The sequence below is a fragment of the Frateuria sp. genome (assembly GCF_035943815.1).
GTDB lineage: Bacteria > Pseudomonadota > Gammaproteobacteria > Xanthomonadales > Rhodanobacteraceae > Frateuria_A.
The window spans coordinates 277,456-302,302 of sequence record NZ_DASZBU010000005.1 but is presented as its reverse complement, the minus strand read 5'-3'; the positions used below and the strand labels follow the sequence as shown (position 1 = coordinate 302,302).

Here is a 24,847-nt window from a genome sequence, read left to right as displayed (position 1 = left end):
TGGCTTGCGTCGCAGGATTCGCATATCCGGAAGGTCGCCCCGGGATCCCGCCGCTTCCTGCCTGAGGATCGCATACGCAAAAAAAAGGCCCACCGGTGGTGGGCCTCTTTGCGTTGGCTGGGAGACTAGGATTCGAACCTAGATAAACGGAGTCAGAGTCCGTTGTCCTACCGTTAGACGATCTCCCAAGAACTCCTGGGACCGATGCGCTCTGACCGGATGCATCGTCCCTAAGAAGCGGGATTAGCGCTTCGAGAACTGGGTGGCGCGGCGGGCCTTGTGCAGACCGACCTTCTTGCGCTCGACCTCGCGAGCATCGCGGGTCACGAAGCCGGCCTTGCGCAGCGGCGACTTCAGCGTTTCGTCGTACTCGATCAGCGCGCGGGCGATGCCCAGACGGATCGCGCCGGCCTGGCCGGTGATGCCGCCGCCGGCGACGGTGACCTTGATGTCGAACTTGTCGGCGCTCTGGGTCAGCTCGAGCGGCTGGCGCACGATCATGCGCGAAGTCTCGCGGCCGAAGAACTGGTCGAGCGGCTTGCCGTTGACTTCGATCGCGCCGCTGCCCTTGCGCAGGAACACGCGGGCGGCGGAGGTCTTGCGGCGGCCGGTGCCGTAATTCTGCTGGATTGCCATAAGTTTCCGGGTCTTATTCGAAAGTGCGGCCACGGATGGCCGCTTTTGCACGCAGGGACCGCGTATTACAGCTCCAGCGCCTGCGGCTGCTGGGCGGTATGCGGATGTTCGGCGCCGCCGTACACCTTGAGCTTGCGGTACATCGCGCGGCCCAGCGGATTCTTCGGCAGCATGCCCTTGACGGCGATCTCGATCACCCGCTCCGGGTGCGTGGCCAGCATGTCCTTGAGGTTCATGCTCTTGAGGTTGCCGACGTAGCCGGTGAAGCGGTGGTACATCTTGTCGTCCAGCTTGGCGCCGGTGACCGCGACCTTCTCGGCGTTGACCACGACGATGTAGTCGCCGGTGTCGACGTGCGGAGTGAATTCCGGCTTGTGCTTGCCGCGCAGGCGACGGGCGATCTCGGTGGAGAGACGGCCGAGCGTCTTGCCCGTGGCGTCGACCACGTACCAGTCGCGCTTGACGCTTTCCGGCTTGGCGCTGAACGTTTTCATTTGAAGAATACCTGTCTGCCGCCACGAGGGCGGTAAGCGGAATCGGTGGAACAAAGGCGCGAGATGATAGCGGAGCCGTCATCGATCGCGCAAGCCTGCCAGTCGGCCCGGCTGCGAGCTGGCGATGATAGCATGCCCACCATGCCCGAGAACAAGTCCGAGCGCCTCGCCGCGCTGGCCGATCAGTGCGTGCAATGCGGCCTGTGCCTTCCGGTGTGCCCGACTTACGCGCTGGACGGCAACGAGGCGGAATCGCCGCGCGGGCGCATCGCGATCGCCGCGGCGCTGGCTCGCGGGCTTGCCCCGGTCACGGCGGAGCTGCGCGAACCGCTCGATCATTGCCTGGGCTGCCTGAGTTGCGAACGCGCCTGTCCCGCCCAGGTGCGCTTCGGCGAGCTGCTGGTGGAAACGCGTGCCTTGCTCGGCCCGGCGCCGCGCCGGCCGCGCCTGCTGCTGGCCATGGCCGGGCGACCGTCCTGGCTGCGGCTGGCCCAGCGCCTCGCCCGCCGGCTTGGACTGTCCCGCTGGCATCGGCAGCTTGCGCGGCAGTTGCCTGGCCGGTCCGCCCTGCGTGCGGCGCTGGGCATCGCCTCGGTGGCGACGGCAGGACCGGCGCCCACGCCCACCGTCGCCTCAGCGACAGGGGCTGGCCTGGCGTTGTTTCCCGGCTGCGTAGCCAGCATCGAGGACTCGGATGCGCAGCAGGCGGCGATTCGTCTGCTCGCCGCGGCGGGACATGCGGTGACGGTGCTCCCCTCTTTTTGCTGTGGCGCGCTGGATGCCCACGGCGGCGAGGTGCGCGCCAGCGCACAGAGCATGCAGCGCGTGCGCGAGGCATGGCAAGGTAGCGGCGCCGACGGACTGGTCACCGTGACGCCCGGCTGCCTGGGCCAGCTGCGCGCTGCCCTGCCCGGCGCGCAGGTCAGCGATCCGTACCACCTCCTCGACGCGGCAGGGGCGGCCCTGCGTTTCCGACCCTTGCCCATGCGCGTGGCGCTGCACCTGCCCTGCACCCAGCTCAACCTCGCCCGCAGCAGCGAGGCGTTGCTCGCGCTGCTCCATCGCGTGCCCGAGCTGGAGGTGGTGCCGCTGCCGCCGCGTTGCTGTGGTGCAGCCGGCAGCCACCTGCTCGAGTTCCCCGAACGTGCGGCCCGGCTGCGCGCCCCTGCGCTGGAGTCGATCGAAACACTGGCGCCCCAATGGGTGCTGTCGTCCAATATCGGGTGCCGGCTGCACCTGGCCGCCGGCATGGCCGAACTCGGCCGGGCCGTGCCGACGATGCACCCGCTGGCATTGCTGGCGCAGCAGCTGATCGAAGGAAATTCCCGATGAACGCCCGCACACTTTCTCCGCTCGATCGCCTGCTGGTCGCTATCGAGCACGCCCTGGAAACGGTCGCCGGATCGCCGGAAGCGATCCGGCCGTCACCCGCGGCCGCACTGGAAGATCCCGCGCTCGACGAGCAGGAGCGCCGCCACGTCGCCGGCCTGATGCGGGTCAACCACACCGGCGAGGTTTGCGCGCAGGCGCTGTATGACGGGCAGGCTGCACTGGCCCGCGACAAGGCCACCCGCGAGCACCTGCAGCGCGCGGCCGACGAAGAGACCGACCACCTCGCCTGGTGCGCGCAGCGCCTGCGCGAACTGGACAGCCGCCCGAGCCTGCTCAACCCGCTGTGGTACGCCGGCAGCTACCTGATCGGCGCCGCTGCGGCGCTGGTCGGCGACAAGGTGAGCCTGGGCTTCGTGGTGGAGACCGAGCGCCAGGTCGAAGCGCATCTGGAAGACCATCTCCAGCGCTTGCCGCCGCAGGACGAGCGCTCGCGCGCGGTCCTTGCGCAGATGCAGGCCGACGAGATGCGCCATGCCGACAACGCCCGGACGCGCGGCGGTATCGACCTGCCCTTTCCGATTCCCGGCCTGATGCACTTGAGCTCGCTACTCATGAAAGGCATCGCCTACCGCATCTGACGGCGCCTCAGTGCCCGTGGGCATCATCTCCGGAGGAAGAGGCATCACGGGCAGGAGCACACACGGCCCCGCGCAACGAAAAGCCCCGCCGAGCGGCGGGGCGGTTTCAAGCGGGCGTGGCGATCACATCAGGTTGCGGCCGTGGAACAGCTCCTCGATCTCCCGCCGCAGCAGCGACTCGATGCGCTGGCGCTCCTTGAAGGACAGGTCGTCGGCGTGCGCCTCGAACAGGTAGGTGTCCAGGTCGAAGTCCTTGATGTGCATCTTCGTGTGGAACATGTTTTCCTGGTACACGTTGACGTCGAACATCTCGTACTTCTGGCGGATGTGGCGCGCCAGGTAGTCCTGCACCGAGTTGATCTTGTGGTCGATGAAGTGCTTCTTGCCCTTGATGTCGCGGGTGAAGCCGCGCACGCGGTAGTCGGCGATCACAATGTCCGACTCGAAGCTGTCGATCAGGTAGTTCAGTGCCTTCAACGGCGAGATCACGCCGCAGGTGGCCACGTCGATATCCGCGCGGAAGGTCGCGATGCCGTTGTGCGGATGCGTTTCCGGATAGGTATGGACGGTGATGTGGCTCTTGTCCATGTGCGCCACCACGGCACCGGAGATGGTGTCTCGGCCGAGCTTCTCCACCACCGGTTCCTCGGAGATCAGGATGGTGACCGAGGCGCCCTGCGGATCATAGTCCTGGCGGGCGATGTTCAGGATGTTGGCGCCGATGATCTCCGCCACATCGGTGAGGATCTGGGTGAGGCGGTCGGCGTCGTACTGCTCGTCGATATATTCGATGTAGCGTTGGCGCTGTTCTTCGGACACCGCATAGCAGATGTCGTAGATGTTGAAGCTCAGGGCCTTGGTCAGGTTGTTGAAGCCCTGCAGGCGCAGGCGCGGGAGCGGTTTCACCACGGCGACTCTCCATGGCCGGGGTGCGGCCAGCAGATGAGGCGGGTTAGCAGCTAAGGGTCCCCGCGAAGAGAAAAGACGCGCCAGGACCCTCATCCTGCGCGACCCCGATCCGCCCAGCGCGTGCAACCTGGACGAAAGACTGCGAAGTATGCGGCAAAACCGCAGAAAACAGAACTCGGCAGGGTCGTGCGTGCGCCCATCTCTTGATCGGGCGAGATGCGTGATGCATGGTAACGCTCCGGCGACGGCTCCGGCTCAATGGAAACCCAACGTGGCGCTACTCAAATACCAACTCCAGCAAGCGTTCGAACGGTCCCAGGCGCCGCTTAGCTTTGCGCCGGATCCCGCGTCGATGGAACGTTTCCTCGCGCTGTGCCATCGCCGCCGCTACCCCGGCAAGACCGCGATCATCCGCCCCGGCGATCCGGCCAACACGCTCTACTACATCATCGAGGGCTCGCTGGCCGTCTGCACCGAGGACGAGCAGGGACGCGAGCTGATCCTGGCCTACCTGAGCCGCGGCCAGTTCATCGGCGAGATGGGCCTGTTCGTGGAGCAGGCGCAGCGCGAGTCCATCGTGCGCAGCCGTACCCCGTGCGAGATGGCCGAGATCAGCTACGAGCGCTTGTTCCAGCTGATGGAAGGCCCGCTGCGCGAGGAATGCCCCAAGATCCTCTTCGCGATCGGCTCGCAGCTGACCAACCGCCTGCTGCGCACCTCGCGCCAGGTCAGCCGCATGGCCTTCATGGACGTGACCAACCGCATCTCGCGCACGCTCCTGGACCTGTGCCAGGAGCCGGATGCCATGACCCACCCCGACGGCACGCAGATCCGCATCTCGCGCCAGGAAGTCAGCCGCATCGTCGGTTGCTCGCGCGAGATGGTCGGCCGCGTGCTCAAGCAGCTCGAGGAACAGGGCATGATCGACGTCTCGGGCAAGACCATCGTGGTCAAGGGCACGCGCTGACCCCTTTGCCTCCCTCGCCAGGCGCCGCCTGGGCGAGGGAGCCGGCCTTCTCAGTGCCAGGCCACGCGCTCGACCGGCCGCCCCAGCGCCTGTTCCACGCGCTTGCACAGCTTCGGGTTGCCGTTGACCAGCACCGGCTCGGCCGCGGCCTTGAGCATGTGCAGGTCGTGCAGCGAATCGCCGTAGGCCCGCCGCCAGGCCGGTACCCCATGCGCGCCGAGCGCCTTGAGCTTGCCAGCGCCGATGGTGTGACGGGCCACGCGCAGGCCGAGCGGGCCGGGCTTGAGCTGCGATGCGACCAGCTCCACGCCGCCAAGCCCGAGCTGGCCGAGCAGGCTTTCCACCAACGTGTGCTCGCAGCCGGTCACGACGATCACCCGTTCGCCGGCCGCCTGGTGGCGGCGCAGCGCGCGGATGCCGTCGCGGCAGAAATGGCCCGGGCGGCGCACCAGCCGTGCCGCGAAGTCGTCCACGGCGGCGCGGTAGCGCGCCTGCCCGACGCCCAGCAGCGCGATGTGCACCAGCGGCAGCCGCAGGCGGCGCGTGAATGGCCACGACAGCAGCAGCAAGGGCAGCGCCAGCAAGGCGAGCAGCTTGCGCCAGGGCGCCCGGTCGTAGCGCTCGCGCACGAACAGCTCGAAGGTGTCGGCGTGCGTCAGCACGCCGTCGAAGTCGAACAGCACGACCGCCGGTACGGGGGCCGCTTGCGTTTCCTGACCTTCCATCGCTTCAGACCGCGAACAGCCGCTCGAGAGCGTGGCCCGGGTCGTCGGCACGCATGAACGCCTCGCCGACCAGGAAGGCGTGGATGTCGGCCGCACGCAGTCGCGCCACGTCCTCGCGCGTGTGGATGCCCGACTCGGCCACCAGCACGCGGTCGTCGTCACCCATGCGTGACTTCAGCGCGAGCGAGGTGTCCAGCGAGGTCTGGAACGTGCGCAGGTCGCGGTTGTTCACGCCGATCAGCGGGACCGGCAGCGCGAGCGCGCGCTCCAACTCCCGTGCGTCGTGCACTTCGCAGAGCACGTCCAGGTCGAGCTCGGCGGCCAGCAGTGAAAGCTCCAGCAGCGCCGCGTCGTCGAGCGCGGCGACGATCAGCAGGATGCAGTCGGCGCCGATCGCGCGGGCCTCGTACACCTGGTAGGGATCGATCACGAAATCCTTGCGCAGCACCGGCAGCACGCACGCGGCGCGCGCCTGCTCGAGGTACGCCTCGCTGCCCTGGAAGAAATCGCGGTCGGTCAGCACCGACAGGCAGGCGGCGCCTGCGGCGGCGTAGCTGCGCGCGATCGCGGCCGGATCGAAATCGGCGCGAATCACGCCCTTGCTGGGGCTGGCCTTCTTCACCTCGGCGATCACCGCCGGCAGGCCGGCGGCGAGCTTGTCCTCGATGGCAGCGGCGAAGCCGCGCACCGGCGGCGCGTCGACGATGCGGGCGGACAGTTCGGCCAGCGGCAGCGCGGCGCTGCGCTCGGCGATCTCCTCGGCCTTGCGCTCGAGGATGCGTTGCAGGATGTCGGTCATGTGGGCTTGCAGGCAGACGTGGGCTAGGCAGCCAGGCGCCGGGTGGCGGCGACGAACTCGGTCATTTTCGCATGTGCAGCGCCGCTGGCGATCATCTGGCGCGCCCGTGCGATGCCCTCGCCGATGTCGCCGGCCACGCCAGCGGTATAGAGCGCTGCCCCGGCGTTGAGGCAGACGATGTCGTGCGCCACGCCGTGGCGGCCGCCCAGCGCGTCGAGCAGCATGGCCTTCGATTCCTCCACGCTCTCCACCCTGAGGTTGCGGCTGGAGGCCATCGCCAGGCCGAAATCCTCCGGCTCGATCTCGTACTCGCGTACCTCGCCGCCGCGCAGTTCGCCAACCAGGGTGGCGGCGCCGAGCGAGATCTCGTCCATGCCGTCGCGCCCCCACACCACCATCGCGTGACGCGCGCCCAGCGCCTGCAGCACGCGCACCTGGATGCCGACCAGATCCGGGTGGAACACCCCCATCAGGATGTTCGGCGCGCCGGCCGGGTTGGTCAGCGGACCCAGGATGTTGAACAGCGTGCGCACGCCCATTTCCTTGCGCACCGGGGCGACCACCTTCATCGCCGGGTGGTGGTTGGGCGCGAACATGAAGCCGATGCCGGTTTCATCCATGCATCGGGAAACCTGCGCGGGCTTGAGGTCGATCACCGCACCCAGCGCCTCCAGCACGTCGGCGCTGCCGGACTTGGACGACACGCTGCGCCCGCCGTGCTTGGCCACCCGCGCACCGGCCGCCGCGGCGACGAACATCGATGCGGTGGAAATGTTGAAGCTCGAAGCGCCGTCGCCGCCGGTCCCGACGATGTCGACGAAGTGCGGATGCGGCGTGGCCTCGACCTTCGCCGACAGCTCGCGCATCACGCGCGCCGCGCCGGTGATCTCGCCCACGGTTTCCTTCTTCACACGCAGGCCGGTGATGATCGCCGCGGTCATCAGCGGGCTGACCTGGCCGCCCATGATCTGGCGCATCAGCGCGATCATCTCGTCGTGGAAGATCTCGCGGTGCTCGATCGTGCGCTGCAAGGCTTCCTGGGGCGTGATCGCCATGGCGCGCGCCGTCATGCCGCCAGCTTCAGCGGCAGGCCGAGGAAGTTGCGCAGCAGGTCGTGGCCGTGCTGGGTCAGGATCGACTCGGGGTGGAACTGCACGCCCTCCACTGCCAGCGTCTTGTGGCGCAAGCCCATGATCTCGTCCAGCGAGCCGTCCGCATGTTCGGTCCAGGCGGTCACCTCCAGGCAATCGGGCAGGGACGCCTGCTCGACCACCAGCGAGTGGTAGCGGGTGGCCTCGAACGGGTCGGGCAGGCCGGCGAACACGCCCTGCCCGCGGTGGCGCACCGGCGAGGTCTTGCCGTGCATGATCTGCTTGGCGCGGATCACCTTGCCGCCGAATGCCTGGCCGATCGCCTGGTGGCCCAGGCACACGCCGAACACGGGGATCTCGCCGGACAGCTCGCGCAGCACCGCCAGCGACACGCCCGCATCGTCCGGCGTGCCCGGACCGGGCGAGATCATGATGTGCGAGGGCCTGAGCGCACGGATGCCGGCCACGTCCAGCGCGTCGTTGCGCACCACGCGCACCTCCTGCCCCAGCTCACCCAGGTACTGCACGAGGTTGAAGGTGAAGCTGTCATAGTTGTCGATCATCAGGAGCACAGGCGTGGGCCTCTGGCGGTTGAACGTCGCAGCACGGCCCGCGGGCCAATTGGACGTCCAAGTGTAGCCGGGCGGGCCGGCGCCGTCGAAACGGCGAAAGCCGGTCCTGTTCGTCACGGCAACGACATCGCGCGCCGATGGGCGACCGCTGCAGCCCAGAACCTGGCGGCGCGTCGTTACGAACAGCGGCCGCTGCAGTTCGACTTCGCCGCGGGCTGACGCTCTGGACCGGGAAACGGCCACCTGGGAGCCGACGGATCATGGCAGGCGGGCCGCCCGCACGAGCAGCAGCATGCCCGCTGCGACCATGAGCACGCCGATGGCGCGCGCCACAGCCTCGGCCGCCGGAGCCAGGCGTTCGGCCGTGATGGCCAGGGTCGCCGCAGCCATCGCGCGCAGGTCCATGACGCCCGCCACGAGCAGGGCACCCATCAAGGGGGCGCAGCAGGCGATGCAGTGCGATCCCAGCCGCAGGCCCAGCCGCCAGGCCGCGGCAGCCGTGGCGGACAGCTCCTGATCGTGCACCGGCACCGTCCGGCAACAGGCGAGGCGGCGGGCTTTCCATGCGGTGAGTTGCAGGCCACCGGCGAGCAGCACGGCGACGCCGGCCAGCAGTGGCACCGCACGCGCCCAGGCCGGCATGTGGAATCCGGCCTGCGCCAGTGCGAGGCCCAGCGGCAGGATGGCCACGCCCAGTGCCACCCACACGAGAAAGTAGCCCGCACCGACGCGCGCGATCAGCCCGCCGAGGCGCGATGGCGCAGCCGCCCCGACGCTCCGCCGGTAGCGCCGTAGCACGGGGACCAGCGACGGCAGCATCATCGCCGCCGTCATCGCCGCCCACATGCCGAGGAACGAGGCGACCAGGTCCGTCCAGCCCTGCCCCGGCAGGCGCATCCACGCCATCGAGAGCGTCCAGCCCCCGGCATCGCCATACCCCCCATGGCGGCCATGGATGCGCAGCTGCCGAGGGTCGCCGCCACGGCCGCGGCGAACAGCACCGTGCAGACGCCAAGCAGGCCCCACTCGCCCTGCCCGCGCCGCCTCGCGCCGACGATCACGCCGGCCATGCTCAGCGCCCGCCGTACTCGTCGTGGCGGCGCCACCAGATGCCGGTCTCGTTGCGTCCGAGGGGCGCCCGGTCCAGCCATTGGTACATGCCCCACAGGCCATCGAGCCCGCGCGCATAGGCCGAATAGGTGTGGTAGACGGCGTCGTCTTCCCGCACGAACGCGCTCAGCCCGGGACGGTCGCGCGCATAGGTCGGCGCGTCGGTGCCGCAGGCGGCGGCGAACTCCACGACGGGGGCCGGGGCCGGCACCGCATCCATCGCGTGGCTGCCGCGCCGGTAGTTGTACTCGATCGTTCCACCGCGCTGCTCCTGCTCGGAGAACGAGACGTTGAAGTCGTGGTTGAAATCGCCGCCATGCGAGGACGCCCACGGGAAGGACCATCCCATCCGTCGCTTGTAGGCCAGCAATTTGGCCAGCGGCGCGCGCGACACCGCTGCCAGCGTCACGTCGTGGTTGGCCAGGTGGACGGCGAAGCCGTCGAAGCCGTCCGCGATGGACGAACAGGATGGGCAGCCGGCGCCGTAGTCAGGCCCGAACATGAAGTGGTAGACCAGCAGTTGCGACCGGCCCTGGAAGAGATCGGCCAGCGTGGCTTCGCCCGCCTCGGTATCGAATCGGTACGGCTTGTCGACCCATACCCACGGCAGCGCCTGGCGCTGCCGTGCCAGTTCGTCGCCGCGGCGCGTGTGTTCCTTCTCCGCCTGCAGCAGGTCCAGCCGTGCGGCCAGCCAGTCTTCGCGTGTTGCGGTGGCGTGGGTTGTCATGCTCGTTCTCCCGTTTCGCGCGTCGCCCGATGCGACGTGCCGTTGCTGGGATAGATTGGGCGGCGACGAGACGAATGCGGGAGTGACAAGTGTGGCGGGATTGCGATGGATGCCCTGATCACCGCGGCGGCGCGTGCGCTCGCGGCAGGTGACCCGTTCGGCGCGCTGAACCGGGTGGCGTTGCGCGAGGATGCGCCGGCGCTCGCGCTGCGCGGCATCGCCATGGCGCAACTGGGCGATCTGGCCCGGGCCAGGTCGCTCGTGCGCCGGGCGGCGCGCGCGTTCGGTGCGAAGGAGGCGGTCGCGCGCGCGCGATGCGCCGTGGCCGAAGCCGAGATCGCGTTGGTCTCGCGTGACCTGGCCTGGCCGGCCAAGGCGCTGGATGCCGCGCGGACTACGCTCGCGGCGCACGGCGACCGGGCCAATGCCGCGCACGCGCATTGCCTCGCCGTGCGCCACGCGATCCTGATCGGACGCCTGGACGAAGCCGGGCGCGAGCTCGATCAGGTCGACTCCGCATCGCTTCCACCCGCCCTCAGGGCCACGCACGAGCTCGCCGTGGCAGGCATCGCGATGCGTCGCCTGCAGGCCACGGCGGCGCTCGCGGCGCTCGCCCGCGCGAGCCAGGCCGTGCGCGAGGCGGGCATTCCCGCGCTCGCGGCGGAGGTGGAAGGCGCGCTGCTGGCCCTGGACGCCCCTGCGGCGCGGCTGGTCGGGCCGGATTCGGAGCGGCCGCTGCGGCTGGCCGAGGTGGAAACCTTGCTGGCGTCGGACACGCTCGTGCTCGACGCCTGCCGCCATGCCGTGCACGCGGGCGGCGCCACGGTCGGGCTCGCGCGGCGGCCCGTGCTGTTCGCGTTGGCCCGCGCGTTGGGCGAGGCCTGGCCCGGGGACGCGCCGCGCGACGCGCTGATCCTGCGCGCCTTCCGTACGAAATTCCCCGATGAATCGCACCGGGCGCGGCTGCGCGTCGAGCTGGGCCGGCTGCGCGCCATGCTCCGGCCGCTGGCGCAAGTGCGCGCCACGCGGCGGGGCTTCGCGCTGATCCCGCACGGTTCGCGCGAGGTCGCCATGCTGGCGCGGCCTGTCGAGGAGGCACACGCGGCCGTGCTGGCCCTGCTGGCAGACGGCGAATCATGGTCCAGCTCGGCGCTTGCGCTTGCGTTGGCAAGCAGCCAGCGCAGCGTGCAGCGCGCGCTCGACGCCCTGGCGGCCGCCGGCAAGGTGCAGCCGCTCGGCCATGGGCGGGCGCGCCGCTGGATGACCCCGCCCATGCCCGGCTTCGCGACGGCCTTGTTACTCCCTGCCCCCTTGCCGGGCAGCTAGGATGCGCGCATGAAATCCTCCCGCGCCGACGTCATCAGCGAGCATGGACCCTACCCGGGTGTCGACAGCATCGGCGGGGTGACGTACGACGGACGACAGGCGTGGCTGGCCACCGGCGGACAGCTGATGGCGGTGGACCCGGAAAGCGGCGAGCCGCTGCGCTCGATCGACGTGCCAGCCCACGCCGGCACCGCGTTCGACGGCCGGTTCCTGTACCAGATCGCCGAGAACCTCATCCAGAAGATCGACCCGCAGAGCGGCCACGTGCTGGCCACCCTTCCAGCACCCGGCGGCAGCGATTCGGGGCTGGCCTGGGCCGAGGGCTCGCTCTGGGTAGGCCAGTACCGCGAGCGCAAGATCCATCAGCTCGACCCGCATACGGGCGCGATCCTGCGCACGATCCCGTCGAACCGCTTCGTCACCGGCGTCACCTGGGTAGACGGCGAGCTCTGGCACGCCACCTGGGAAGGCGATGAGAGCGAACTGCGGCATATCGACCCCAGGACGGGCGAGGTCCTGGAAAGCATGGCCATGCCCGAAGGCATGGTTGTCTCGGGGCTGGATTCCGATGGCGAGCGGTTCTTCTGCGGCGGCGGCCACAGCGGCAAGCTCCGGACCGTGCGCCGCCCGCGGCCGGTCGCCGGCTAGCGTGCCTCAACGGCGCAGCCGCGTCGGGTCGAGCATCGCCGCCGACAGGCCGGCGTCCTGCAGGTGGGCCGGCAGCGGCCGCCCCAGCACCAGGTGCGCGCAGGTCTCGCCCATCGCCGCGCTGGTCTGGATGCCGTAGCCGCCCTGCGCCGCCACCCAGAAGAAGCCTGGCGCAGCCGGCGCGAAGCCGCCGACCAGGTCGCCGTCGGCGACGAAGGAGCGCAGGCCGGCCCAGGTGCGGATCGGGCGGCGGATCTCCATCGTGGTCGCCTGCTCGATGTGGTGGATGCCCAGCGCGATGTCGTACTCCTCCGGCTGCACGTCGTGCGGCGCCACCGGGTCGGCGTTGGCCGGCGAACCGAGCAACAGGCCGGCGTCGGGCTTGAAGTAGAAGGTCTCGGCGATGTCGCAGACGAACGGCCAGCGATGCACGTCCACGCCGGCCGGCGGTTCGAACACGAAGGCCGAACGGCGCTTCGGCTGCAGGCCCAGCGGCGCCACGCCGGCCAGCGCGGCCACCTGGTCGGCCCAGGCGCCGGCGGCGTCGAGCAGCAGCGGCGCGCGGACGACCGCATCGCCGGTATCGACCTCCCAGCCGGCGGCGGTGCGCTCGATCGCGCGGACCGCCACGTTCACGCGAAGTTGCCCGCCGCGCGTGCGCAGGCCACGCAGGAAGCCCTGGTGCAGCTCGTTCACGTCGATGTCCGCCGCGCCCGGCTCATGCATCCCGATCACTGCCGCTTCGGGCCGCAGCACCGGCACGCTCGCGCGCAGGCGGGCGGCATCGTGCAGTTCCAGGTCGCGCGTGTGCGGCCGGATCGCCTCGTACTCGGCGCGCACGTGGTCGGCATCCGCGGCCGTGCCGATCACCGTGGCGCCGCGCGGGGTCAGGATCGGCGCGCCGGCAAACCCCTCCGGCGGATGGGCCAGGAACGGCCGCGTCGCGCGGGTCAGTGCGCGCACCTGCGGCGAGCCGTAGGTCTCGCTGAACAGCGCCGCCGAGCGGCCGGTGGAATGCATGCCGGCGTAGGCTTCGCGCTCGAGCACGAGCACGCGGGCGTGCGGGGCCAGGAAATAGGCGACCGAAGCGCCGGCCATGCCGGCGCCGATCACGATCACGTCGAAGTCGAGGCGGCTCATGCTTGGGGGTCGGTGTTGGCGGAGGCGGCGGTGTCGGCGCGCGACTGGCGCGCCACCACGCTGGCGGCGGTGACGTCGGCAGTAACGTTGCCGAGGGTGGCGAAGGCATCGGGCAGCGTGTCCACCGCCAGCATCAGGCCGAGCGGCCCCACCGGCAGGCCCATGGACTGCGCCACCGGCAGGTTGGTGGCGATGAAGGTCACCGCGCCCGGCAGACCCACCGAGCCCAGGCTGATCACCACCGCCAGCACCGCGCCGGCCACCAGCTGGGCGGCGGACAGGTCGACGCCGTAGGCCCAGGCGATGAACGCGGCGGAGGTCAGGTACTGCACCGGGCTGGTCAGGCGGCAAAGCGTCACCGCCATCGGCAGCACCAGGGCGTTGACCTGTTTGGGGTAACCCAGCCGCCGCTCGGCGCTTTCCAGCATCGCAGGCAGCGAGGCGAGCGAGGACTGCGTACTGATCGCGACCGCCTGCGGGGGCAACAGGGCCGCGACGAAGCGGGCAAACTTCTCGCCGCCCCAGAACACGGCGACGCCGTACATCATCGCGGTGACCGCCAGGTAGAGCAGGATCTCGGCCAGTACGTACACGCCCAGCGCGCTCAGCATGCTCAAGCCCGAGCGCGCGCACACGCCCAGGATCAAGGCGAACACGCCCAGCGGCGCCACCCACAGCACCCAGCGCACGATCACGATCATCGCGTCCGCGATCGCCTGGAAGAACTCCACCAGCATGGCGCGCCGCGCCGGCGCGATGCGCGTCAGCGCGAAGCCGAGGAACAGCGCGAACACCACCAGCGGCACCATGGCGCTCTGCGCGGCGGCCATGATGGCGTTGCTTGGAATCATCGCAATCAACGAGGTCGACCAGCTCACCGGTCCGGCCTGCTGGGCGCCGCTCACCACCGCGTGATCCAGCGCACTGCGCAGCGCCGGGTTGTGCGGGAACAGCGAGAACAGTGCCGGCGCGGCCGCCGCGGTGAACAGCGCGCCGAGCAGCAGCAACAGGATGAACACCACGATCGCCCGCCGCGCGATACGGCCCGAGGCGGCCGCGTCGCTGGCGGTGTTGACGCCGACGACGACCAAGGCCAGCACGAGCGGCACGACGGTCATCTGCAGCGCGTTCAACCATAGCTTGCCGATCGGCTGCACCACGTCGGCCACCCGCGCGGCGGCGAGCGGATTCCAGGCCGCCAGCACCAGTCCGAGGGTGGCGCCGGCGGCCAGGCCGCCCAGCACGCGTGCGGTGGGACTCATCGAGCGGCCCCGTCCAGCGCCGGCAGGTGCCATTCGCCCTGGAGTTCCTCGTAGGCCTGCCTGGGCAGCAACACGAACACCGGGTGCTGCTCCGGACGAAGCCAGGCCAGCAGGCGGTGCATCAGCGACGGCGCCATGGCGGTGCAGCCGGTGGTGGCATCGGCCGGCGACTTCCACAGATGGCCGAAGATGCAGCTGCCGCCCTTTGCTCGTTGCTGCCGGTTGTGCTCGATCACGAAGCCCTGCCGGTAGCGCTGGTCACCGTTGACGTGGATGTCGCGGCGCATCGGCTCGGTCGAACCCTCGACCGCTTTCTCTCCTACGACCCTGGCATCGACGATGCGGTTGTATTGCGGCGAGCCGCTGACGTCGACGCAGTAGTCGGTGGCGCTGAGCGCGCGGTAGGACATGGCGGTGTCGGCCTTGGCCGCATAACCGAACGCCTCGCCGATCCCGAACACGCCGGCGGGGCTGCGCAGGTCGCCCTCGCGCTTGACCGGGCCATCGTGGCGCGGCGCGTTGAGCCCCAGCCCCCAGCCGGCGCCGGCCTTGCCGATGGTGACCGGGGCGGGCGGGCCGATTTCCTTCCAGCCGCCGGCGGTGCGTGTGTAGGTGCGCAGGGTGCCGTGGTCGACGTTCCAGCCGGGCGTGGTGACCACGACCATCTGGCGGGCGTCGGACCAGGCGGCGGCCTCGTCCTTGGCGGCGGCCGTTCCGGCGAAGGCCAGGGCGAGGACGAGCAGGAAGGATCTGGACATGGAGCGACCTCGCGCAATGGAACTCCTCTCCTCCCGGGAGAGGGCGCCCCGTCCTCGGATAAGGACGGGGCGGGTGAGAATTCGCGCGAGGCGGAGCGTGCGCACCGGCCGCACCCTTTCAGCCCCTCCCCGGGAGGGAGAGGCACTCAGAAGCGGCAGCCCTGGGGACGTCCGCGCGGCCAATCACGGCTCCAGCATCAGCTGGATGCGGTCGAGGTTGGCCAGCAGTTGCGCACGGCGGTCGTCATGGCTTTCGCACAGCAGCACGAACACGCGGTCGAGCAGGTGCTGCAGGGCCGACTGGTAGAGCAGCGGCTGGATGTAGGGCCGCTCGTCGTGCGCGCTTACCAGCAGCGCGATATCGGCCAGCGTGCGCAGCGGATTGGCGTTATGCCGCGTGACGGTGATCACCTGCCCGCGCTTCTCGCGGAAGTAGCGCGCGATCTTGCACAGCGCCGGATGGTTGCCGTGCTCGGAGAACACCAGCAACACGTCGCCTGCCCCTGCCGCCGACACGTTGGCGGTCATCCGCGCGGTGTCGAAGTTGTGCACGGTGAGGATGCCGAGGAGCGACAGGCGCAGCGCGAAGTTGCGCGCGTAGATGTCATCCTCGCCCAGGCCGATGATGAAGACCTTGCCCGCGCGCCCGGCCTGCTCGATCGCCGTGGCGATCGCCTGGATGATCTGCGGCGGATTGATCAGCCGGGTGGCCTCCTCCGCCTCGGACTTGTGCCGCCATAGCGCGCCAGGCCCCTCTTCCTCGCCCTCGCCCGCCGCCGCCATGGCCGGCGCATCGCCGTTGTCGGCGCGCGCGATCGCCTCGCCCACCGAGTACTTGAGGTCCGGGTAGCCCTTGAAGCCCAGCTTCTGGGTGAACTTGACCACGCTGGACTGGCTGATGCCCAGCGCGTTGGCCAGCTGCTGGGAGGAGTAGTCGCGCAGCAGGTGCGCGTTTTCCAGGATGAAGTCGGCGATGCGCCGCTCCACCGCCGACATCTGGTCGCGTTCCGAACGGATTTTGACCAGCGGCGACATCAGTCGTCGATCCTCTCCAGGCCCCTGATCTCGCGAATGCCCAACCCTGCGGCGTCGGTCACGGAGATCTCCGATTCGTTGAAGATTACCCCACCATCGACCGGGTTGAACTGCGCCAGCGAAGGCCCGTCCAGGTCGATCTTGGTGATCACGTCGGCCCGCGCCACCGCCACGTGCACCGCCGCGGCGACGCTGATCGAGGACTCCAGCATGCAGCCGATCATGCAGTCGATGCCGTGCAGGCCGGCGATGTCGGCGATCTTGATGGCGTTGGAGATGCCGCCGGTCTTCATCAGCTTGATGTTGATGATGTCCGCCGCTCGCATGCGGATCAGCTCGATCACTTCCATCGGACCGAACACGCTCTCGTCGGCCATCACCGGCGTGTGCACGCGCTCGGTGACATAGCGCATGCCTTCCAGGTCACGCGCCTTGACCGGCTGCTCGACCAGCTCCAGCTTGATGCCGGCATCCTCCAGCGTCTGCAGCGCGTAGACCGCCTGCTTGGCGCTCCAGCCCTGGTTGGCGTCCAGGCGCAGCAGCGCGCGGCCTTCGACCGCCGCGTAGATCGCCTTGACCCGCTCGATGTCGACGCCGATGTCCTTGCCGACCTTGATCTTCAGCGACTCGAAGCCGCGCTCGACCGCGGCGACCGAGTCGGCCACCATCTTGTCGATATAGTCCACGCTGATGGTGATGTCGGTGGTGATCACCGGATCCCCGCCGCCCAGCAGCTTGTACAGCGGCGCGCCGTAGAGCTGGCCCCACAGGTCGTAGATGGCGATCTCCACCGCCGCCTTGGCGCTGGAATTCTTCTCCATCGAGCCCTGGATCAGATGGGTGAGGCGGTTGAGGTTGGCGATCTCCTGCCCGATCAGCCGCGGCGAGATGTAGTGGCGGATGGCGTCGACGATGGAGCCGTGCGTGTCGCCGGTGATCACCGCGGTGGCCGGCGCCTCGCCGTAGCCGACCTGGCCGGTATCGGTGTGCACCATCACCACGATGTCCTCGACCTCGTTGACGGTGCGCAAGGCGGTCTTGAAGGGTGTCTTCAGCGGCACCCGCAGCATGCCGAACTGGATGTCTGTGATCTTCATGGGTTGGCTTCGGCTTGTTCCTGTCTGGTGTGGTCCGCGCACCGGCAACCCGGCCGGACGTGATTTCCGCGAAAGCGGGGATCCATCTTGCTTCCGGTCCGGAAGGCAAAGCAGCCCGCTTCCGCGGGAATGACGCAGAGGCGAGCGTGGGTTTTCATGGCCGCATGCGCACGATGCCGGTCATCTGGTCGATGAAGGTGGAGTCCTTGCCGGCGAGCATCGGCAGCAAGGGGGTCACCGACACGGCGTTGAGCTTGACGTGCCTGGTCGAGCCATCGGCGGTGCGGTAGCTCATGCCCAGCACGTCGTGGATCACCCACGGCTGGCCCTGCCACTGCCCCAGCGACAGCATCACGTGGCCGGGTATGTAGATCAGATCGCCAAGCTCGAGCGCTTGCGCGGCCTGCAGACGCCCTTCGTGCGCGCTGCCTTTGGCGAAGGCCTGCTTCGCGAAGGCCGGGCTCACGCCCTGGCTGGAGGTGTTGCGCGGCATCTGCACGCCCATCGAGCGATAGACGTCCGAGACGAAGCCGGAGCAGTCGCGCCCGTCGTAGGCATGGCCCCAGCCGTAGCGCTCGCCGAGGAACTTGAACGCCTGGGTGATCAGGTTGCGCGGCGTCAGCGGCAGGTAGTCGGCGGCGGTGTCGGCGTTCTTCTGGATCAGCGCGGGGCCGAAGGCGAGCGAGCCGTCGGCCTTGCGCACCGGCAGCTCGATCACGTGCGCGGCGTAGGGCGTCTGCCCGTTGACCGGCTGGTCCGCGGCCAAGTCGGTGAGCACCGGCACGCGCGTACCCATGTCCAGCTCCACCTGCGAGACGGCCGGCGCCTCGCGGGTGAACACGGTGTACACCTTGGCGCCGGTGACGACGCGGTAGGGCGTCTTGTCGACGTAGGCCAGCACGTCGGCGCGGCTGCCCTCGGCGATGTTGGTCGCTTCCGTCCAGGCGGCGTAGCGAGGACTCACCACGAACAGCCAGCGGCCGTCGCGGCTGGCGTGGGCGATCACCACCGGCGTGCCGGGGAATTCGGCAGTTTCCTGGAAGCGGTCGATGTCGGTATCGCCCGCCTCGCCGAACACGCGCAGCGTGGTCGGAAAGCTGCGCAGCGCCGCGCGGCGCACCACCATGCCGAAGCGCGTCTTCTGGCTGGCCGGCACCGCATCGAGTGCGCGCGCATCGACGATGGCCTCGAGCGTGGCCGCCGGCACCGGCTTGCCCTCGACGTCGTAGAGCGGCCGCGTCGGCGGCTGGGCCAGGCCTTCGATCCATCCGCGTACCTGAGCTGCCGACAGCGTAGCCGGCAGCTTGCGCAGATCGTGCATCGATCCGTCGCGGGCGAACAGCGCGTCGTTCTGTGCCCGGATCTGGCTGCGGTCCAGGATGACCTTGTCCGGCTGCGGCTGCAGGCCGATCCAGAACGCCGGCGTCAGCTGCGCGTCGCCGACGCCGAGCACGCCCGAAGGCGGCACCGGCAGCGTGGATGCCTCGCGCGCGTGCAGCAACGGCACGGCCAGCAACAGGGCCAGCAGCGCAGCGGTAACGGTGGTTCGCATGATCTTGTTCCTCATGGCGCTCAGGACCCGGCCAGGGCCGACATCACCGAGGCCACCAGCAGGCCGAAGCCGGTGCCCAGTATGTAGCCCAGCAGGGCGAGCAGGATGCCGACCGGCACCAGCGCGCGCGAATAGCTCGCCGCCAGGATCGGCGTGGCGGCCACGCCGCCGATGTGCGCCAGCGAGGAGATCCCGCACAGGTACAGGTCGAAGCGGAACAGCCTGGCAAAGCCCACCAGCAGGATCGCGTGCAGCGCGATGATGGTCACGCCGCATAGGAGGTAGAGCGGCGCCGCGCCGATGCCGTGGAAGTTGCTCTGCGAGGCGAGCACCGCCACCACGCTGATCAGCAGCGCACCGGAGATCGTGCCGGCGCCCGGGAACCGCGCCAGCGGCGTATGCGCCACCACCAGCCCGGCGCCGGTGGCCAGCAGGATGGTCCAGGTGGTCGCGCTGACCATCGCCGAGGTCGGCAGGTAGCCGGACACCCAGGCGGCCAGCGCCGAGACCAGCAGCGCCATGCCCAGCCACAGCAGCACGGCATCGGACGTTGTCGGTCCGGTCGCCGCCCGCTCGGCCACCTGCAGATCGCCGCTGGACTCGGCCCGCGTGAAGCGGTTGAACGCCGGCGCCAGCCGCGCCACCGCGAACAGCACCACCACCCACATCGAATAGCACAGCGCATCGGTGAGCAGGCTCATCGCCAGATGCTGGTCGGACATTCCGATGCCCTGCTTCACCGCGATCATGTTGGCGGTGCCGCCCACCCAACTGCCCGAAAGCGCCGCGAGCGGATGCCATGCATCGCCCGGCAGCCAGCGCTTGTAGAGCAGATAGGTGGCGATAAAGGCGATGAACAGGCTAACCGAGGTGCAGGCGAACACGCCCAGCACGCGCGGACCGAGCGCGAAGATCGCGCGCAGGTCGCAATTGATCATCAGCAGGAACAAGAGCGCCGGCACCATGTGCGACACCAGCATCGACTGCGTGGCGCGGATCTCGTCGTTGATCTGCCACAGCCCGACGACGGCCAGCGCCGTCACCAGGAGATAAGTGAGAACGATCGGCGGCAGCACGTTGAAAACGCGCCAGCCGAAGCGCCGCTCCATCGCCGGAAACAGCCCTGCGACCAGCAGCATCACGGCCAGGTACGGCCATACCGTATGGATCACGCGCCCCCCCTCGATTGTCGGTCAGGCCGGGCCAAGCGAGCCCTGCCTCGTCGCACCCCGGTCCGTACGAAATGCTGTTCGCGGCGATCGGCAGGCGGGCCGTCGGCGCCCTGGGAAGGACACGACAGCCATCATCGCGAATAGGTCATTCTTCATATGTCAACTTGAAGCATAAATTATTGACCACCTTTTGCAAGCGTGTTACACAAGGCCTTCATGCCGACTGGCGGGGGCGTTGTGCAATGAAGAGGGTGCCAGCAAATCAAGACGCATACGAACCGCGCCGTGGGCCACGGCTGGCGCGCGCCCTGCTGGCCGGCCTGCTCTGCTGCGCCCTGCCGGCGCTGGCCAGCCTGCCGCCGCCCGGACCGCCGGCCATCGTGGCGCAGATCGACACGGGGCACTTCGATGCCGCCCGCCACGCGATCGATCGGGCCCTGGCCCAGCCCGGCCTCACGCCCGCGGCGCGCGAGGGGATCGAGTTCCAGCGCGAGCGCATGCGCCGCATCCTGCTGGATTTCACGCTCACTGCCGACGACGCCAAGGCGCGTATCCGCAAGCAGATCCCCAACCTCACCGACGCGGAATTCACGCGCTGGGATCAGGCCGGCCTGCTCGAGCACATGGTCATCGACGGGCGCACGCTCTATTTCAACCGCGCCCCGTCCAACCTCTACCGGCTCAGCGCCGAGGCACGCGCGCGCCGCGCCGTGCAGACGCCGATCACCGACGGTCCCAACGAAACGCTCAACGACCACCACCGCGCCGCCTTCCACGAGGCGCTCGCCAGCGGCAAGACCGGCGTGCTGCCGATGCGCGTGCGGGTGACCCAGACGGTGACGGTGAAAGCGGACGCGGTACCGGCCGGCGAGACGGTGCGCGCGTGGATCCCCTACCCGCGCGCGATCCCCGGGCAGCAGGACGACATCGCACTGGTCGCCAGCCAGCCGGCCGGTGCCCGCGTCGCGCCGGCCGGCACGCTGCAGCGCACCGCCTACTTCGAAGAGCCCGCCAGGGCCGGCCAGCCGACCGTCTTCAAGCTCACCTACGAGCTCACCCTGCGCGCGCAGTACCACCCGATCGACGCGGCCAAGGTGGTGCCGGCGGCGATCACGCCGGAACTCGCGCCGTTCGTGCAGGAGCGCGCGCCGCACATCGTGTTCACCGACGACCTGCGCGCGTTCTCGCGCAAGGTGGTGGGCGGGGAGAAGAATCCCTATCGCATCGCGCAGAAGCTCTTCGCCGCGGTCGACCGCATTCCCTGGGCCGGCGCGCGCGAATACTCGACGATCTCCAACATCGGCGATTACACCCTGCATGCCGGCCACGGCGACTGCGGCGAGCAGACCCTGCTGCTGCTGACCCTGCTGCGCATGAACGGCATTCCCGCGCGCTGGCAGTCCGGCTGGATGTTCTCCACCGGCACCTACGACAACATCCACGACTGGGGCCTGCTCTACCTCGCACCCTACGGCTGGGTGCCGGTGGACGTGACCTTCGGCCAGCTTGAGCCCGGCCCGGGCGATGACCCGCGCCTGCGATGGTTCTACCTGGGCGGCCTGGACGCCTACCGCATCGCCTTCAACGACGACTACAGCCGCCCGTTCGTGCCGGCCAAGCGATTCCCGCGCTCCGAAACGGTGGACTCCCAGCGCGGCGAGGTCGAGTGGCGCGGCGGCAATCTCTATTTCGACCAGTGGGACTACCACTTCGATTGGCAATTCCTGCAGGGACGCAAAGGCAAATAAACCGCAGTTCATCTGATATCGACCTGAAGTCGATGGGGAGCAAAGGGAATGAGCAGCAAGGTTTGGAACATGCGCAGGACCGTGCTCGGCACGGCACTCGGATTCGCGCTCGCCGCCTTCGGCGCACCACAGGCGCACGCGGCCAACAACGACGGTTCGGTGGCCGGCCACACCCAGGCCGGCGCCGTGTTGACGTTGACCAACCCCGATACCGGCCTGACTCGCACGATCACCGCCAGCGACGACGGCAGCTACCGCTTCCCGTTTTTGCCGGTGGGCACCTATACCATCAGCGCGAGCAAGGACGGCCAGCCGATCGGCGCCACGCGCAACGTCACCGTGGCGCTGGGCACCACCACGACGCTCGACCTGGGCGCGGTGAGCGCGACCAACCTTTCCGCTATGAACGTCTCCAGCTCGGTGTTGCCGGTCATCGACGTCAGCTCCACCGAGTCGGCCACGATCGTCTCGCGCGCTGATCTGGTGCGTCTGCCGGTGGACCAGAACGTGACCTCGGTGGCGCTGCTCGCACCGGGCGTGGTCAAGGGCAACGCCGGTTTCGGCGGCATTTCCTTCGGCGGCTCCTCGATCGCCGAGAACGCCTTCTACGTCAACGGCCTCAACGTCACCGACTTCTACAACCGCAACGGCTTCTCCGAGGCGCCGTTCGCCTTCTACGACCAGTTCCAGGTCAAGACCGGCGGCTACTCGGTCGAGTTCGGCCGCACCACCGGCGGCGTGGTCAACGCGGTGGCGCGCACCGGCACCAACGAGTTCAAGGGCGGCACCGAGATCACCATGGAGCCGGGCAACTGGCACTCGCGTGGCCACGACTACTATTTCGACGGCGACCGCTACTACACCTCCAGCCGCGACCAGGATTCGCTGATCAAGACCAACGTCTGGGCGTCCGGTCCGATCGTAAAAGACAAGCTGTTCTTCTTCGCGATGTACGAGCAGCGCGGCGCCAGCCCGCACAACACCAACGACGTCGGCACCACGATGACCGACCACAGTGCCAACCAGGGCTTCTGGGGCGGCACCATCGACTGGAACATCACCGACAACAACACCTTGTCGCTGATGGCCTTCTCCGACAAGAACCACGACGTCGGCGACGTCTACAACTACGACTACGGCACCAGCACCCGCGGCAACAAGACCAATGAGGTCTACACCGACACCGGCGGCAAGAACTGGGCGCTGGCCTGGACCAGCTACCTCACCAACGACCTGTCGATGAAGCTGATGTACGGCCGCAACCAGCGCCAGGCCGACGTCAGCTCGCAGCGCGACGAGGACTGCAACCGCGTGGCCGTGAGCACGGCCGCGCCGCAGCCGCCCGGCGGCCTGGTGGCCGGTTGCACCACCAGCTCCAACGTGGCCTCCCGCGTGGATACCCGCAAGCAGGGCCGCGCCGACTTCGAGTGGACCTTGGGCGACCATCTGCTGCGCTTCGGCTACGACCACGAGGTCGACACCTCCAACTACAAGCGCCGCTATCCCGGTCCCGGCGGCTACTACTACAACGTCTACGCGAACACCGGAAACCCGGCCTCCACCGACGGCGGCGGCCAGGTGCCGGCCGGCGACCTGGCCTGGGTGCGCGTGCGCCGCTACGAGATCGCCGGCACCTTCGACACCAAGAATTCGGCCTTCTACGTCGAGGACAACTGGCACCTCACCCCCAACCTGATCTTGAACGCCGGCCTGCGCAACGACAGCTTCGACAACCAGGACGCGCAGGGCCGCAGCTACATCAAGATCAGCCGCCAGATCGCGCCGCGCCTGGGCTTCTCCTGGGACATGAAGGGCGACGGCAGCACCAAGCTGTTCGGCAACCTGGGGCGCTACTACCTGCCGGTGGCCAACGTGATCAACATCAAGCAGGCCGGCGGCTTGCTCGACGAGCGCTCGGCGCACCGCTTCCTCGGCTGGGAGACCCGCGAGATCAACGGCACGCAGTACGCCATGCCGATCGTCGGCGACCCGCTGCCCGGCAGCCATACCGACACCTCGCAGGGTAACGGCACGGTCGGCGACCTGCGCGCGGAAGTGGACAAGAACATGGAGCCGGTCTACCAGGACGAGGCGATCCTGGGCTTCCAGCAAATGATCGACAACAACTGGTCCTGGGGCGTGAGCGGCACCTACCGGCGCCTGCACAACGCCATCGACGACATGGAGATCAGCGCCACCGCGCAGTGCGGCGGCGCCGGCTACATCGGCTACGTGATGGCCAACCCCGGCAAGAAGGTCACCGTCTGGGGCGACACCAACTGCGACGGCACGCCCGACGGCTACCTCACGGTGGACACTTCCAAGGAAGGCTGGGCGATGTACGACGCCGACGGCAACTACCTTGGCCAGCGGGGCTGGGTGAAGCCCAAGCGCACCTACACGGCGCTGGAGTTCCAGCTCGACCGCGCATGGGACGAGAAGTGGTCGCTCAACGCCTCCTACGTGCTCGCGTGGAACCGCGGCAATGCCGAGGGCCCGGTCAACTCCGACACGAATTTCGACGACACCGGCCGCACCGAGAACTTCGACGATCCGTGGGTGAACTTCGGCGGCGACGGCTACCTGCCCAACGACCGACGCCACCAGTTCAAGCTGCGCGGCACCTACGCGCTCGCCCCGCACTGGCAGATCGGCGCCAATGCGGACGTCCACTCCGGCGGCCCGATCACCGGCTTCGGCGTGGGCAACCCCTACGACGCGACCATCTACCACAGCTATTTCATCTGCGTGCAGAACTGCGGATCGAACGTCTCCGAAGACCGCGTCTACGCGCGCTCCCCTCGCGGCGCCTACGGCCGCATGCCCTGGACCTACACCCTCGATGCGAGCCTGAGCTACATCCTGCCGTTCCAGGGCGGCGGCGACCTGCGCGTGAAGCTGGCGGTCTACAACCTGCTCAACCAGCAGCGCACGGTGCAGGTGGACCAGGACCTGCAGACCGGCATCGGCGAGGACCCGGTCACCCACCAGCCGCTGATGAATCCCACCTTCCGGCTGCCGACCGGCTTCCAGTCGCCGCGGTTCACGCAGCTGACGGTAAGCGTTAACTTCTGATACCTCCCGCCTGGCGGCCCGCGGTCTCGCGGGC

The 24,847-nt window shown here is 69.0% G+C and carries 23 protein-coding genes and 1 tRNA gene; 7 read left to right on the top strand and 17 right to left on the bottom strand.

The window, feature by feature from the left end; all coding sequences use genetic code 11:
* Positions 1 to 114: 114 nt before the first annotated feature.
* The 3 genes from VGU65_RS02970 to rplM all read right to left on the bottom strand — a co-directional run bounded on the left by VGU65_RS02970 (position 115) and on the right by rplM (position 1,130).
* Positions 115 to 188, bottom strand: a tRNA-Gln gene (locus VGU65_RS02970).
* A 55-nt stretch (positions 189 to 243) separates the two neighbouring features.
* Complete coding sequence (gene rpsI, locus VGU65_RS02965) at positions 244 to 636, bottom strand: 30S ribosomal protein S9 (RefSeq protein ID WP_327472728.1); 393 nt, start codon at positions 634 to 636, stop codon at positions 244 to 246.
* Between the two features lie 65 nt (positions 637 to 701).
* The gene (gene rplM / locus VGU65_RS02960) at positions 702 to 1,130 is read right to left on the bottom strand and encodes a 50S ribosomal protein L13 (RefSeq protein ID WP_291193219.1); all 429 of its coding nucleotides are present in this window, start codon (positions 1,128 to 1,130) and stop codon (positions 702 to 704) included.
* 132 nt (positions 1,131 to 1,262) lie between these two features.
* On the opposite strand from rplM, the gene VGU65_RS02955 reads away from it, so the two are divergent.
* Entirely contained in the window at positions 1,263 to 2,462 is a 1,200-nt protein-coding gene (locus VGU65_RS02955; protein ID WP_327472722.1) for a (Fe-S)-binding protein, read from the top strand.
* Positions 2,459 to 3,100, top strand: coding sequence for a 2-polyprenyl-3-methyl-6-methoxy-1,4-benzoquinone monooxygenase (gene coq7 / locus VGU65_RS02950; RefSeq protein WP_327472720.1), 642 nt, complete (start codon positions 2,459 to 2,461; stop codon positions 3,098 to 3,100). The genes VGU65_RS02955 and coq7 overlap by 4 nt, the downstream gene beginning before the upstream one ends.
* Positions 3,101 to 3,223: 123 nt before the next feature.
* Here the strand turns inward: coq7 and speD are convergent, their stop codons facing one another.
* On the bottom strand, positions 3,224 to 4,009 hold the full coding sequence (speD, locus tag VGU65_RS02945; RefSeq protein WP_327472718.1) for an adenosylmethionine decarboxylase: 786 nt from the start codon (positions 4,007 to 4,009) through the stop codon (positions 3,224 to 3,226).
* A 352-nt stretch (positions 4,010 to 4,361) separates the two neighbouring features.
* Between speD and crp the strand changes: the two genes are divergently transcribed.
* Complete coding sequence (gene crp, locus VGU65_RS02940; RefSeq protein ID WP_327472716.1) at positions 4,362 to 4,976, top strand: cAMP-activated global transcriptional regulator CRP; 615 nt, start codon at positions 4,362 to 4,364, stop codon at positions 4,974 to 4,976.
* A gap of 50 nt (positions 4,977 to 5,026) precedes the next feature.
* Here the strand turns inward: crp and VGU65_RS02935 are convergent, their stop codons facing one another.
* From VGU65_RS02935 to VGU65_RS02910, 6 genes are all read right to left on the bottom strand, one after another.
* Positions 5,027 to 5,701, bottom strand: a complete 675-nt coding sequence (locus VGU65_RS02935; protein ID WP_327472715.1) for a haloacid dehalogenase-like hydrolase — start codon at positions 5,699 to 5,701, stop codon at positions 5,027 to 5,029.
* A gap of 4 nt (positions 5,702 to 5,705) precedes the next feature.
* Positions 5,706 to 6,500, bottom strand: a complete 795-nt coding sequence (trpC, locus tag VGU65_RS02930; protein WP_327472714.1) for an indole-3-glycerol phosphate synthase TrpC — start codon at positions 6,498 to 6,500, stop codon at positions 5,706 to 5,708.
* A gap of 23 nt (positions 6,501 to 6,523) precedes the next feature.
* The gene (gene trpD, locus VGU65_RS02925; protein ID WP_327472712.1) at positions 6,524 to 7,570 is read right to left on the bottom strand and encodes an anthranilate phosphoribosyltransferase; all 1,047 of its coding nucleotides are present in this window, start codon (positions 7,568 to 7,570) and stop codon (positions 6,524 to 6,526) included.
* Complete coding sequence (locus tag VGU65_RS02920) at positions 7,567 to 8,163, bottom strand: anthranilate synthase component II (protein ID WP_327472710.1); 597 nt, start codon at positions 8,161 to 8,163, stop codon at positions 7,567 to 7,569. The genes trpD and VGU65_RS02920 overlap by 4 nt, the downstream gene beginning before the upstream one ends.
* Positions 8,164 to 8,421: 258 nt before the next feature.
* Positions 8,422 to 9,060, bottom strand: coding sequence for a DUF2182 domain-containing protein (locus VGU65_RS02915; protein ID WP_327472708.1), 639 nt, complete (start codon positions 9,058 to 9,060; stop codon positions 8,422 to 8,424).
* 175 nt (positions 9,061 to 9,235) lie between these two features.
* Positions 9,236 to 10,000 carry a DUF899 domain-containing protein gene (locus tag VGU65_RS02910; protein WP_327472706.1) on the bottom strand — a complete coding sequence of 255 codons (765 nt, stop codon included), beginning with the start codon at positions 9,998 to 10,000 and terminating at the stop codon, positions 9,236 to 9,238.
* A gap of 105 nt (positions 10,001 to 10,105) precedes the next feature.
* On the opposite strand from VGU65_RS02910, the gene VGU65_RS02905 reads away from it, so the two are divergent.
* Both VGU65_RS02905 and VGU65_RS02900 read left to right on the top strand, forming a co-directional pair.
* Positions 10,106 to 11,326 carry a helix-turn-helix domain-containing protein gene (locus VGU65_RS02905; RefSeq protein WP_327472705.1) on the top strand — a complete coding sequence of 407 codons (1,221 nt, stop codon included), beginning with the start codon at positions 10,106 to 10,108 and terminating at the stop codon, positions 11,324 to 11,326.
* Positions 11,327 to 11,335: 9 nt separating this feature from the next.
* Positions 11,336 to 11,974, top strand: a complete 639-nt coding sequence (locus tag VGU65_RS02900) for a Vgb family protein (protein ID WP_327472703.1) — start codon at positions 11,336 to 11,338, stop codon at positions 11,972 to 11,974.
* Positions 11,975 to 11,980: 6 nt separating this feature from the next.
* On the opposite strand, the gene VGU65_RS02895 is transcribed toward VGU65_RS02900, so the two are convergent.
* From VGU65_RS02895 to VGU65_RS02865, 7 genes are all read right to left on the bottom strand, one after another.
* Positions 11,981 to 13,114 carry an NAD(P)/FAD-dependent oxidoreductase gene (locus VGU65_RS02895; protein WP_327472701.1) on the bottom strand — a complete coding sequence of 378 codons (1,134 nt, stop codon included), beginning with the start codon at positions 13,112 to 13,114 and terminating at the stop codon, positions 11,981 to 11,983.
* A complete protein-coding gene (locus VGU65_RS02890; RefSeq protein WP_327472699.1) occupies positions 13,111 to 14,376 on the bottom strand; it encodes a dicarboxylate/amino acid:cation symporter in 1,266 nt (421 codons plus the stop codon). Before VGU65_RS02890 ends, VGU65_RS02895 begins: the two co-directional genes overlap by 4 nt.
* Entirely contained in the window at positions 14,373 to 15,134 is a 762-nt protein-coding gene (locus VGU65_RS02885) for a L,D-transpeptidase family protein (RefSeq protein WP_327472697.1), read from the bottom strand. Before VGU65_RS02885 ends, VGU65_RS02890 begins: the two co-directional genes overlap by 4 nt.
* 183 nt (positions 15,135 to 15,317) lie before the next feature.
* Positions 15,318 to 16,169: a MurR/RpiR family transcriptional regulator gene (locus tag VGU65_RS02880; protein WP_327472695.1), complete on the bottom strand. Its 852-nt coding sequence runs from the start codon at positions 16,167 to 16,169 to the stop codon at positions 15,318 to 15,320.
* The gene (locus tag VGU65_RS02875; protein WP_327472693.1) at positions 16,169 to 17,266 is read right to left on the bottom strand and encodes a dipeptide epimerase; all 1,098 of its coding nucleotides are present in this window, start codon (positions 17,264 to 17,266) and stop codon (positions 16,169 to 16,171) included. Before VGU65_RS02875 ends, VGU65_RS02880 begins: the two co-directional genes overlap by 1 nt.
* 154 nt (positions 17,267 to 17,420) lie before the next feature.
* Positions 17,421 to 18,818 (bottom strand): C40 family peptidase, encoded by a 1,398-nt coding sequence (locus tag VGU65_RS02870; RefSeq protein WP_327472692.1) that lies wholly within the window; start codon positions 18,816 to 18,818, stop codon positions 17,421 to 17,423.
* 20 nt (positions 18,819 to 18,838) lie between these two features.
* Positions 18,839 to 19,990, bottom strand: coding sequence for a DUF819 family protein (locus VGU65_RS02865; RefSeq protein ID WP_327472691.1), 1,152 nt, complete (start codon positions 19,988 to 19,990; stop codon positions 18,839 to 18,841).
* Positions 19,991 to 20,241: 251 nt separating this feature from the next.
* On the opposite strand from VGU65_RS02865, the gene VGU65_RS02860 reads away from it, so the two are divergent.
* Together VGU65_RS02860 and VGU65_RS02855 are read left to right on the top strand one after the other, a co-directional pair.
* On the top strand, positions 20,242 to 21,738 hold the full coding sequence (locus VGU65_RS02860; protein ID WP_327472689.1) for a transglutaminase-like domain-containing protein: 1,497 nt from the start codon (positions 20,242 to 20,244) through the stop codon (positions 21,736 to 21,738).
* 48 nt (positions 21,739 to 21,786) lie between these two features.
* Entirely contained in the window at positions 21,787 to 24,813 is a 3,027-nt protein-coding gene (locus tag VGU65_RS02855) for a TonB-dependent receptor (RefSeq protein ID WP_327472687.1), read from the top strand.
* Positions 24,814 to 24,847 lie beyond the last annotated feature (34 nt).

Coding starts and splice junctions, on each gene's coding strand:
- trpD (WP_327472712.1), bottom strand. CDS start 7,570: ATGACGGCGCGCGCCATGGCGATCACGCCCCAGGAAGCCTTGCAGCGC.
- rplM (WP_291193219.1), bottom strand. CDS start 1,130: ATGAAAACGTTCAGCGCCAAGCCGGAAAGCGTCAAGCGCGACTGGTAC.
- VGU65_RS02955 (WP_327472722.1), top strand. CDS start 1,263: ATGCCCACCATGCCCGAGAACAAGTCCGAGCGCCTCGCCGCGCTGGCC.
- VGU65_RS02905 (WP_327472705.1), top strand. CDS start 10,106: ATGGATGCCCTGATCACCGCGGCGGCGCGTGCGCTCGCGGCAGGTGAC.
- VGU65_RS02915 (WP_327472708.1), bottom strand. CDS start 9,060: ATGCGCCTGCCGGGGCAGGGCTGGACGGACCTGGTCGCCTCGTTCCTC.
- VGU65_RS02900 (WP_327472703.1), top strand. CDS start 11,336: ATGAAATCCTCCCGCGCCGACGTCATCAGCGAGCATGGACCCTACCCG.
- VGU65_RS02875 (WP_327472693.1), bottom strand. CDS start 17,266: ATGAAGATCACAGACATCCAGTTCGGCATGCTGCGGGTGCCGCTGAAG.
- VGU65_RS02910 (WP_327472706.1), bottom strand. CDS start 10,000: ATGACAACCCACGCCACCGCAACACGCGAAGACTGGCTGGCCGCACGG.
- VGU65_RS02935 (WP_327472715.1), bottom strand. CDS start 5,701: ATGGAAGGTCAGGAAACGCAAGCGGCCCCCGTACCGGCGGTCGTGCTG.
- rpsI (WP_327472728.1), bottom strand. CDS start 636: ATGGCAATCCAGCAGAATTACGGCACCGGCCGCCGCAAGACCTCCGCC.
- VGU65_RS02880 (WP_327472695.1), bottom strand. CDS start 16,169: ATGTCGCCGCTGGTCAAAATCCGTTCGGAACGCGACCAGATGTCGGCG.
- coq7 (WP_327472720.1), top strand. CDS start 2,459: ATGAACGCCCGCACACTTTCTCCGCTCGATCGCCTGCTGGTCGCTATC.
- VGU65_RS02885 (WP_327472697.1), bottom strand. CDS start 15,134: ATGTCCAGATCCTTCCTGCTCGTCCTCGCCCTGGCCTTCGCCGGAACG.
- VGU65_RS02890 (WP_327472699.1), bottom strand. CDS start 14,376: ATGAGTCCCACCGCACGCGTGCTGGGCGGCCTGGCCGCCGGCGCCACC.
- crp (WP_327472716.1), top strand. CDS start 4,362: ATGGAACGTTTCCTCGCGCTGTGCCATCGCCGCCGCTACCCCGGCAAG.
- VGU65_RS02870 (WP_327472692.1), bottom strand. CDS start 18,818: ATGCGAACCACCGTTACCGCTGCGCTGCTGGCCCTGTTGCTGGCCGTG.
- trpC (WP_327472714.1), bottom strand. CDS start 6,500: ATGACCGACATCCTGCAACGCATCCTCGAGCGCAAGGCCGAGGAGATC.
- VGU65_RS02895 (WP_327472701.1), bottom strand. CDS start 13,114: ATGAGCCGCCTCGACTTCGACGTGATCGTGATCGGCGCCGGCATGGCC.
- VGU65_RS02855 (WP_327472687.1), top strand. CDS start 21,787: ATGAGCAGCAAGGTTTGGAACATGCGCAGGACCGTGCTCGGCACGGCA.